The sequence below is a fragment of the Lactobacillus helveticus DSM 20075 = CGMCC 1.1877 genome, from assembly GCF_000160855.1.
Taxonomy (GTDB): Bacteria; Bacillota; Bacilli; order Lactobacillales; family Lactobacillaceae; genus Lactobacillus; species Lactobacillus helveticus.
This window is the reverse complement of sequence record NZ_GG700753.1, coordinates 134813-144950: the sequence shown is the minus strand read 5'-3', so window position 1 is coordinate 144950 and position 10138 is coordinate 134813. Positions and strand designations below refer to the sequence as shown.

Genomic DNA, 10138 nt, shown 5'->3' with positions numbered 1-10138 from the left:
CAAAAAGAATTAACAGATGATCAAAAAGAGTTTAGAGCAGAAGTTTATCGTTATGCTTTTAGACAAGAACGAAATTATTTAGGTAAAATTGCTCAGCAGGAACAAGAGTATCGACACGGCTTTCTGGTTTTATATCGAGAAATTTTGATTGCGGAAGTAATTTTCTTAGGTGATGAAGAATAGTATAAAAAGAAAGAAGAGATAATATGGCAACAATTCAATGGTATCCGGGTCACATGAATAAGGCTCGAAATCAGCTCGAAGACAAATTAGGCTTGATCGATGTTTTGGTTGAAGTACTTGATGCTAGAATCCCCGAATCTTCTAGAAATCCAATGATAGAAGATTTGGTTGGCAACAAGCCTCACATTATTATTTTGAATAAAGCCGATTTAGCTGATCCTGTTTTAACTAAAAATTGGTCAGCTAAATTAAGTGGACCAGGTAAATATGTTTTGGCGATTGATTCACTGCATAATACCAATATGCAGAAATTAATTTCAATGGTTAAAAAAGCCGCTGCAGAAAAAACTAAGAAGTTAGAGGCAAGAGGTGCTTCAAATCCTACGATTAGAATAGCTCTTGCAGGTATCCCTAACTGCGGGAAATCCACTATTATTAACCGTTTGGTCGGCCGTAATGTGGCTGAAGTCGGTAATAAGCCAGGCGTAACTAAGGGTCAAAGATGGCTTAGAACTAGCAACAATATCCAAGTTTTGGATACACCAGGTATTTTATGGCCTAAGTTTTCAGATCAAGAAGTAGGCTATAAATTAGCTGCTTTTGGTGCGATTAAAGATAGTGTATTTCATGCTGATGATGTAGCTTTATACGTACTAGAAAATTTGCGCCAGCATTATTTGAAAGATTTGACTAAATTCTCTAAATTAAATAGCGCAGATATTGAAAATCTGTCAGATCCGGATATTCTTTTAGCAATGACTGAAAAATATGGTATGCGCGATGACTACGATAGATTTTCATTGTTTATGTTGCAGCGATTACGTAAGGGAGCAATTGGAAGAATTACGTTAGATAGGCCAAGCAATGACGATTAAAGAAGTAAAAGAATTATTATCGACTGATGTAACTGAGGATCAATTAGCAGAATTAGAAAAAGATCCTCGCGTTGGCGTACAGAAATTGATCATTAGCTATCGGAAAAAGCAAGCTAAGCTACTAGCGAAGAAACAAGCCTTTTTAGAGCGCTTTTCATACGAAAAGCAATTTTGGCAAAAAGACGAACTGGTTGCCGGTGTTGATGAAGTTGGTCGTGGACCCTTAGCAGGACCAGTGGTCACAGCTGCCGTAATTATTGATCACAATTTTGATTTATTAGAAGTAAATGATTCTAAAAAATTGAGTCCAGAAAAAAGATTGCAGCTTTATCCCAAGATTTTATCGGAAGCTGTTAGCGTTGGAATTGGTGTTAAAAGTGCAGCAGTAATCGACCAAATCAATATTTATGAGGCAGACCGTCAGGCAATGGCACAAGCGGTTAAAGCTCTTGATGTTAAGCCGAATGCACTTTTAGTTGATGCCATGAATGTACCAGTAGATTTGCCGCAGATTGAGTTGATCAAGGGGGATGCTAAATCAAATTCTATTGCGGCTGCTTCTATTGTTGCTAAGGTATTTCGGGATAAATTGATGGATGATTATGATAAAATTTATCCACAATACGGTTTTCCTAGAAATGCGGGTTATGGTACCAAGGAGCATATTGATGCATTGAAGAAGTATGGTCCAACACCGATTCACCGTAAAACTTTTGCTCCAGTAAGCGATTTTTTTAAATAAAATTCAATTTTAAAAGAAAAAAGTCTCTTTTTTTGCGTATTAAGTAATGGAGGCTTTTTTATGAAAAAGAAAGAATTTTTATTAAGATTAAAATTGCAAAAGGGTGTTGGCTACGTAAAATTATTAACAATTGCTAATCAAATGAAGCCGGGGTTAGAAATAGAATTAGATGATTTAAAAGAAATGGATTTATCAGAGAAGTTGGTAGATGCATGTCATTTAGCCTTTAATGATGATAAGCTAGCTAAGCTGACTAGACAAATTAGGCGACAATGTATTGTGATTAGCTTTTTTGATGAAGAATATCCTGAAAAACTACGGCAGATTTATCGGCCGCCTTTGATTTTATTTGCCCAAGGAAATTTATCTTTATTGAAAAAAGATATTGTGACGATTGTGGGTTCACGTTATCCTACGCATTATAGTAGGGATGTGATTAATCGGCTGGTCCCCAATTTACTTGATCAAAATAAAGTCATTGCTAGTGGATTAGCTAGGGGAGTAGATGCTTTAGCTCATGAAGCTACTCTAAAAAATAATGGCCGTACTGTTGCTGTAGTTGGCAATGGTTTAAATCATTCTTATCCCCAAGAAAATTATTCTTTGCAAGAGCAAATTAAAAACGACGGTTTGATTATCAGTGAATATTTACCAGACACCCCACCAAGGCCCTATAGGTTTCCTAAAAGGAATCGTATTTTAGCGGGTTTGAGTGAAAGTATTATTGTAACCGAGGCCAAAGAAAAGTCTGGTTCGTTAATTACTGAAAGTTTAGGATTACAAGAAAATAGAGACATTTATGCAGTCCCTGGGCCAATTACTAGTAAATTATCAGCCGGCCCAAATCAATTAATTGAGGCTGGAGCTACACCAATTGTTGATTTTAAATTTAAAAACGAAAAGATTTGACAATTACCAAAGTATTATTTATCTTTGGACTGTATAAAGTAAAAAATAATATTTAAATAAGGAGGCATTTAATGCCTACTAAAGCAAAAAGTAAATCAAAAACTAAAAAACATAAAAAAACTTTAGTCATTGTGGAATCTCCTGCAAAGGCTAAAACTATTGAAAAATATTTAGGTAGAAACTATCACGTTATTGCCTCTAAAGGTCATATTCGTGATTTACCTAAGTCTCAAATGGGAATTGACTTTGAGGATAATTACAAGCCCAAGTATATTTCTATTCGCGGCAAGGGTGACACAATTAAAGAGCTTAAGAGTGAAGCTAAAAAAGCTAAGGAAGTATATTTGGCATCTGACCCCGATCGTGAAGGGGAAGCTATTGCTTGGCACATTGCTCATGCTCTTAATTTAGATGAGAATGCTAAAAACCGAGTAACTTTTAACGAAGTTACCAAGGATGCAGTTAAAGAGAGTTTTAAGCATCCTAGAACAATCGATATGGATACTGTTGATGCTCAACAGGCACGTCGCGTTCTTGACCGAATCGTAGGTTACTCACTTTCCCCAATTTTATGGGCAAAAGTGAAAAAAGGTTTGAGTGCTGGTCGTGTTCAATCTGTGGCCTTGAAGCTGGTTATTGATCGTGAAAAAGAGATCAAGAACTTCAAGCCTAAAGAATATTGGACAATTGATGCCGAGTTTGCAAAAGACAAAGAAAAATTTAAGTCTGCTTTTTATGGTGTTGATGGCAAAAAGAAAGAATTGCCAAACATTGATGCAGTTAAAGATGTTTTAGCAAAAATCGATAAAAAGAAGAACTTTACTGTTGAAAAAGTTGTTTCTCGTCAACGTCGCAGACAACCTGCTGCACCATTTACCACTTCAACTATGCAACAAGAGGCTAATAAGCGTTTAGGCTATAGAACTCGTAGAACTATGAGTATCGCACAGCAATTATATGAAGGAATTAGTTTAGGTAAACAAGGTACTGTTGGACTAATTACCTACATGAGAACTGACTCTAAGCGAACTTCTCCAGTTGCTCAACAAGAAGCTTCAAAATTCTTGCATGAAAATTACGGGGCAGAATTTGCTGCTAAAAATCAAAGACATTTTAAGAATCAAGAAGATGCTCAAGATGCCCACGAAGCAATTCGCCCAACTAGCGTATATAGAACACCAGAATCATTGAAAGATGTTTTAACTAAAGAACAATATCGTTTGTACAAGTTGATCTGGTCACGTTTCTTGGCTAGTGAAATGACACCAGCTGTTTATGACACTGTCAGAGCAGATATTGTACAAAATGGCGTAATTTTTAGAACTACCGGTTCAAAAATGAAATTTGCTGGTTTCACAAAGGTTTATGATAACCAACAAGAAAAGAACGTTGAATTGCCAGACTTGCAAGAAGGCGACCAGGTAAAAATGACCAAGTCAGATAATAAGCAGCACTTTACTTTGCCACCTGCTCGTTATACTGAAGCTAGCTTGGTTCATGCTCTAGAAAAAAACGGTGTTGGTCGTCCGTCAACTTATGCACCTACAATCGATACAATTCAACGCCGCTATTATGTTAAGTTAGATGGTCGTTCAATTGTTCCAACTGAATTAGGAGAAATTGTTGATACATTAGTTGAAGAATTTTTCCCAGATATTGCTAACGTAGACTATACAGCTCATCTTGAAAATGAATTAGATGAAGTTGAAGACGGTAAAAAGCAATGGGTAAACGTAGTTGACGAATATTACCAACCATTTAAGAAAGAATTGAATAAAGCAGATAGCGAAATTCAAAAGGTGCAAATTAAAGATGAACCGGCTGGATTTAACTGTGATATCTGTGGTGCGCCAATGGTAATTAAAATGGGACGTTACGGCAAGTTCTATGCATGTTCTCGTTTCCCAGATTGTCGTAATACAAAGCCAATTGTGAAAAAGATTGGCGTAGTTTGTCCTAAATGTGGTAAAGGCGAAGTAGTAGAAAAGAAATCACGTAGAAATCGTAAATTCTACGGCTGTTCACGCTACCCAGAATGTGATTTTGTATCATGGGACAAACCAATTGGCAGAAACTGCCCTAATGATGGTCACTTCTTAGTAGAAAAACATTCTAAGAAAGGTCCAGTAACCTTGTGTCCAAATGGCGATTACCGTGAGGAACCACAAGAAAATGAAGATAAATAAGATTGAGAATAAGGTGATTTAATGCTGAAAAATGTAACTGTAATCGGGGCAGGTCTTGCTGGAAGTGAAGCAACCTGGCAATTAGCTAAGCGTGGAATTCACGTGGACCTATATGAGATGCGTCCTCAAAAAGAAACTCCTGCACATGAAACTGGTGAGTTTGCGGAATTAGTTTGTACGAATTCTATGCGTTCTAATCAGTTGTCTAATGCAGTTGGACTTTTAAAAGAAGAAATGCGTCATCTTGATTCATTAATTATGAAAGCCGCTGATAAGACACAAGTTCCTGCTGGTGGTGCATTAGCAGTGGATCGTGATAGTTTCAGTAAATACGTAACTGATACTTTGCGTGGCTTAGATAATGTCACAGTTCATGAAGAAGAAATTACTGAAATTCCAGAAGATGGCATCACTATCATTGCAACTGGTCCTTTAACCAGTGATGCTTTAGCTGAACAAATTCAAAAATTTTCTGGTACAGATAGTCTGCATTTCTTTGATGCCGCTGCTCCAATTGTGGCTGCTGATTCAATTGACATGAATATTGTTTATAAAAAGTCACGCTATGATCGCGGTGAGGCTGCCTATTTAAATTGTCCTATGAATAAGGAACAATATGAGAACTTTACTCGTGAATTAATTAAGGCAGAAACCGCGCAATTGCATGGCTTTGAGAAAAACGATGTGTTTGAAGGCTGTATGCCAATCGAAGTTATGGCTGCTAGGGGTGCTAAGACAATGCTGTTTGGTCCTCTTAAACCAGTAGGTTTAGAAGATCCTCATACGGGTGAAACACCATATGCAGTTGTACAGCTTCGTCAAGATAATGCTGCCGCTTCAATGTACAACATCGTAGGTTTCCAAACTCACTTGAAATATGGTGAACAAAAGAGAGTCTTCTCTATGATTCCAGGGCTTGAAAATGCTCGTTTTGTTCGTTATGGCAAAATGCATAGAAATACTTATATGGCTTCTCCTGATGTATTGACTGCCAGCTATGAAGCTAAAAAACGTCCTGGATTGTTCTTTGCTGGACAAATGACAGGTGTTGAAGGCTATGTTGAAAGTGCCGGAAGTGGGTTAGTAGCTGGAGTTAATGCTGCTCGTGAAGCGTTAGGTGAAGAGCCAATTGCTTTTCCTAAGGATACTGCATTAGGTTCAATGGCAAATTACGTTACCACTACTAGTGCTAAGCATTTTCAACCAATGAATGCTAGTTTTGCACTTTTACCTGCTTGGGAAGGTAAGAAGATCCGTAAGAAGCGCGAACGTCACGAAAAGATTAGTAAACGTGGCATTGAAAGCATCGATAAATTTAAAGCGGAAGTTTTAGATTAATGACAGAAAAACAGGATGAATTAACTCATTTTATTTCTTATTTGCAAAATGAGCGACATTACAGTGAATTGACAATTTCCTCTTATCAAACCGATTTATTAGAAGCTAAAAAGTTTTGGCAAGAAAATGGTGGCTTTGATGGGTGGAAAAATGTGCAAGAGCGAGATATTCAGATTTATTTGCAGAATTTAGCTGATCGTAAATTAGTACGTAGCAGTCAAGCGCGACAAATGTCGAGTCTGCATTCGTTTTTCCGCTTTTTAACGCGCAGAAAATTTATTAAAATTGACCCTACACAGGGAATTACTCTTAGACGTGGGGAGAAAAAGCTGCCAGAGTTTTTTTTTGGAAATGAGCTTAAGCAGGTATTTGACTCATTGAAAGGTAACAAACCTTTGACGATGCGTAATCTGGCTTTGTTTGAATTGTTTTATGCTACAGGGATGCGTGTAAGCGAGGTTAGCAATTTGACCTTGCGTCAAATTGATTTAAACTTACAAACGATTTTAGTCCATGGTAAAGGCAATAAAGATCGCTATGTTGCTTTTGATGATCATACTAAAAAATCTCTGGTTAGATATCTTGAAGATGCTCGGCCCAATTTATTAAAAGATGAGACTGAGCAACATGTTTTTTTGAGCAATTTGGGCAACCCCTTAAGCAAGCGTGGAATTGAATATGTGATGCAGAAGACTTTTAATCAGGCGGGAATAAGTGGAAAAGTTCACCCTCATGAGTTGCGTCATACTTTTGCAACCGCTATGCTTAATAATGGAGCAGATTTACGTAGTGTCCAAGAATTGTTAGGACACAGCAGTTTATCTGCTACTCAGATTTATACGCATGTTACAATGGCGCATTTAAAATCAGATTATGAAAAATACTTCCCTCGTAATAAAGAAAGTTGAGGTTTAATATGACAACAATTTGTTCAGTAAGATTTAATGGAAAGACTGCAATTGCAGGTGATGGTCAAGTTACTTTAGGTGAAAAAGTAATTGCAAAGGCAACTGCACGTAAGATTCGTCGTATTTACCATGATCGTGTAATTATCGGCTTTGCTGGCGGTGTTGCAGATGCTGTTAGCTTGCAAGACATGCTTGAAGGCAAGCTTGAAGCATATAATGGTGATCTCCGTCGTGCAGCCGTTGAAATGGCTCAAGCATGGCGTAAAGACCCAACTTTGCAAAAATTAAATGCAATGTTAATTGCATTTAATGAAAAAGATTTATTGTTAATTTCAGGTAATGGTGAAGTGCTTGAACCAGATGAAAATGTTGTAGCAATTGGTTCAGGAGGTAATTTTGCTCAAGCTGCAGCCATCGCAATGACACGTCATGCAAATGATATGCAAGCAGATGAAATTGCACATGAAGCTGTAAAAATTGCTTCAGGTATTGACGTCTTTACTGATGATCATATTGTTACTGATGAAATTTAAGGAGTAAGAAATGGCTATTAAAACACCAAAAGAAATAGTTAAGATCTTAAACGAATACATTATTGGTCAAGATGAAGCTAAAAAGTCAGTGGCAATTGCTCTTTACAACCGTTACCGTAGAATGCAATTGTCTAAGCAAATGCAACACGAAATTACCCCTAAGAACTTGCTGATGGCAGGTCCTACAGGTGTAGGTAAAACTGAAATTGCACGTCGTTTAGCTTCAATTGTTGAAGCTCCATTTGTAAAAGTAGAAGCTACTAAGTTTACTGAAGTAGGTTACGTTGGTCGTGATGTTGAATCAATGGTTCGTGACTTAGTAGGCGAAGCTGTGCGCATGGAAGAAAAGGATCAATTTGCACGTGTGAAGCCACAAGCTACTAAAGAAGCTAATAAGCAGTTAGTTCGTTTGCTCGCTCCAGGCGTTAAACGCGAAAAGCGTGAAAACCAGATGCAACAAATGCAAGACATGATGTCAATGTTAATGGGCGGTGCAAATCCAAATAATCAAAATAACGATCAAGAAGAAGTAACTGATGAAGTTAGAAATGAGCGTATGGATGTAGCTGAAAAGCTAAACAAAGGCTTGCTTGAAGATCGTGAAGTAACCATTGAAGTTGAACAAGCTCCTAAGGCCAACCCAATGAGTGACATGATGGGACAAATGGGAATGGACATGGGTTCAATGCTTAGTGACATTATGCCAAAGAAGAAGGTTAAGCGTACTTTGTCTGTTCGCGATGCACGTGAAGTCTTGATTCAGGAAGAATCACGCAAGATGGTAGATTATGATACTATTTATCAACGTGCTATTGAGAGAAGTCAAAACAACGGTATTATTTTTATCGATGAAATTGATAAAATTATTGCTGGTAATAAGCGTAATTCTGGTGAAGTTTCTCGTGAAGGTGTACAAAGAGACGTTTTGCCAATTGTTGAAGGTTCAACTGTAAATACTAAGTATGGTCCTGTCTCTACTGATCATATTTTGTTTATTGCTGCTGGTGCCTTTGCTGAAAGCAAGCCAAGCGATTTGATCCCAGAACTTCAAGGTCGTTTTCCAATTAGAGTAGAGCTCAATGCTTTAACTAAGGACGACTTTGTCAAAATCTTGAAAGACCCTCAAAATTCATTGCTTAAGCAATATATTGCTTTAATGAAAGCTGATGGTATTAAATTGATCTTCACTCAAGAAGCAGTTGATAAGATTGCTCAAATTGCCTTTGACGTTAACCAAGGTACAGATAATATCGGTGCAAGACGTCTTTCAACTATTCTTGAAAAATTGCTTGAAGATGTTTTATATGAAGGTCCTGATATGGAAATGGGCGAGATTACCATTACCGAAGCATACGTTGAAGAAAAATTACATGATATTATCATGAATAAGGACTTAACTAAGTTTATTTTATAATTCATAAATTGAGAAACAGCTGGATTTTCCAGCTGTTTTTTGTTAAAAGCATCTGTTTTGTTTAGCGATTAATGTTAAAATATAAGTAATCGAAGCGATTACATTATAATTTTTAATATTATTAAATAAGCTAAGTAAGGACAAATTAAGTTATGGATTATACTATTGAAAATAATATGATTACGGTTGTAATCTCAGATATCGGTGCTGAGATTCAAAGTGTTAAAAGTGTTCATACTGGTGAAGAGTTTATGTGGCAAGCCGATCCAAAAATTTGGGGAAGACATGCACCAATTCTTTTCCCAATCGTAGGTAGACTTAAGAGCGATGAATATACTTATAAGGGTAAGACTTATCATTTAGGACAACATGGTTTCGCTAGAAATTCAAAATTTGAAGTTGAAAACCATACTCAAGAAAGTATCACTTTTTTATTAAAGGATAATGAAGAGACTCGTAAAGTTTATCCATTTAAATTTGAATTTAGAGTAAATTATAATTTGATGAATAATTTGCTGGAAGAAAACTTTAGCGTTGTGAACAAATCTGATGATACTATGATCTTTGGCGTAGGTGGTCACCCAGGATTTAACTTGCCAATTAAAGAGGATGAAAAAAAGGAAGACTACTTCTTTGATATGCATCCATCTGTAGCTCGTGTGCAAATACCTTTAAAGAATGCATCTCTTGATTGGGATAGCCGTTCATTAGCATCAACGGATAGCTTTATTTCCTTAAGTGATGAATTGTTTAAGAATGATGCCTTAATTTATGAATTACATGGACATGACAATAAGGTATCACTTAGAACTGACAAGAGTAAATTCCATATCAATGTTTGGACTAGAAATGCTCCATTTGTAGGTATTTGGTCACAATATCCTAAGACAGCTGATTACGTATGTATTGAGCCATGGTGGGGAATTGCTGACAGAGATGATGCAGATGGTCAATTAGAACATAAATATGGTATGAATCATTTGGAACCTAATAAGGAATTTCAAGCTGGTTTTAGTATGACTTTCCATTCAGATGCAGATTCTGAAGAAT

General features: G+C 36.7%; 9 protein-coding genes and 1 pseudogene. All 10 read left to right on the top strand.

Annotation, left to right across the window (positions count from 1 at the left end):
• A pseudogene (locus HMPREF0518_RS04330) lies at positions 1-183 on the top strand (cation:proton antiporter); the annotation flags it as partial.
• Between the two features lie 23 nt (positions 184-206).
• Positions 207-1058, top strand: a complete 852-nt coding sequence (gene ylqF / locus HMPREF0518_RS04325; RefSeq protein ID WP_003626505.1) for a ribosome biogenesis GTPase YlqF — start codon at positions 207-209, stop codon at positions 1056-1058.
• On the top strand, positions 1048-1800 hold the full coding sequence (locus HMPREF0518_RS04320) for a ribonuclease HII (protein ID WP_003626502.1): 753 nt from the start codon (positions 1048-1050) through the stop codon (positions 1798-1800). Before ylqF ends, HMPREF0518_RS04320 begins: the two co-directional genes overlap by 11 nt.
• Before the next feature lie 60 nt (positions 1801-1860).
• Entirely contained in the window at positions 1861-2709 is an 849-nt protein-coding gene (gene dprA / locus HMPREF0518_RS04315; protein WP_003626500.1) for a DNA-processing protein DprA, read from the top strand.
• A gap of 71 nt (positions 2710-2780) precedes the next feature.
• Positions 2781-4895, top strand: coding sequence for a type I DNA topoisomerase (gene topA, locus HMPREF0518_RS04310; protein WP_003626499.1), 2115 nt, complete (start codon positions 2781-2783; stop codon positions 4893-4895).
• 21 nt (positions 4896-4916) lie between these two features.
• On the top strand, positions 4917-6233 hold the full coding sequence (gene trmFO / locus HMPREF0518_RS04305; protein WP_003626497.1) for a methylenetetrahydrofolate--tRNA-(uracil(54)-C(5))-methyltransferase (FADH(2)-oxidizing) TrmFO: 1317 nt from the start codon (positions 4917-4919) through the stop codon (positions 6231-6233).
• A complete protein-coding gene (xerA, locus tag HMPREF0518_RS04300) occupies positions 6233-7141 on the top strand; it encodes a site-specific tyrosine recombinase/integron integrase (protein WP_003626495.1) in 909 nt (302 codons plus the stop codon). The genes trmFO and xerA overlap by 1 nt, the downstream gene beginning before the upstream one ends.
• Before the next feature lie 8 nt (positions 7142-7149).
• Entirely contained in the window at positions 7150-7674 is a 525-nt protein-coding gene (gene hslV / locus HMPREF0518_RS04295; RefSeq protein WP_003626494.1) for an HslVU peptidase proteolytic subunit, read from the top strand.
• A 10-nt stretch (positions 7675-7684) separates the two neighbouring features.
• The gene (hslU, locus tag HMPREF0518_RS04290) at positions 7685-9088 is read left to right on the top strand and encodes an ATP-dependent protease ATPase subunit HslU (RefSeq protein WP_003626491.1); all 1404 of its coding nucleotides are present in this window, start codon (positions 7685-7687) and stop codon (positions 9086-9088) included.
• Between the two features lie 152 nt (positions 9089-9240).
• The coding region (locus HMPREF0518_RS04285; RefSeq protein ID WP_003626490.1) for an aldose 1-epimerase family protein at positions 9241-10138 on the top strand (898 nt) is incomplete at its 3' end.

Excerpts from the sequence above, each read along its gene's own strand:
- ylqF (WP_003626505.1), top strand. The coding sequence starts at position 207 with ATGGCAACAATTCAATGGTATCCGGGTCACATGAATAAGGCTCGAAAT.
- HMPREF0518_RS04320 (WP_003626502.1), top strand. The coding sequence starts at position 1,048 with ATGACGATTAAAGAAGTAAAAGAATTATTATCGACTGATGTAACTGAG.
- dprA (WP_003626500.1), top strand. The coding sequence starts at position 1,861 with ATGAAAAAGAAAGAATTTTTATTAAGATTAAAATTGCAAAAGGGTGTT.
- topA (WP_003626499.1), top strand. The coding sequence starts at position 2,781 with ATGCCTACTAAAGCAAAAAGTAAATCAAAAACTAAAAAACATAAAAAA.
- trmFO (WP_003626497.1), top strand. The coding sequence starts at position 4,917 with ATGCTGAAAAATGTAACTGTAATCGGGGCAGGTCTTGCTGGAAGTGAA.
- xerA (WP_003626495.1), top strand. The coding sequence starts at position 6,233 with ATGACAGAAAAACAGGATGAATTAACTCATTTTATTTCTTATTTGCAA.
- hslV (WP_003626494.1), top strand. The coding sequence starts at position 7,150 with ATGACAACAATTTGTTCAGTAAGATTTAATGGAAAGACTGCAATTGCA.
- hslU (WP_003626491.1), top strand. The coding sequence starts at position 7,685 with ATGGCTATTAAAACACCAAAAGAAATAGTTAAGATCTTAAACGAATAC.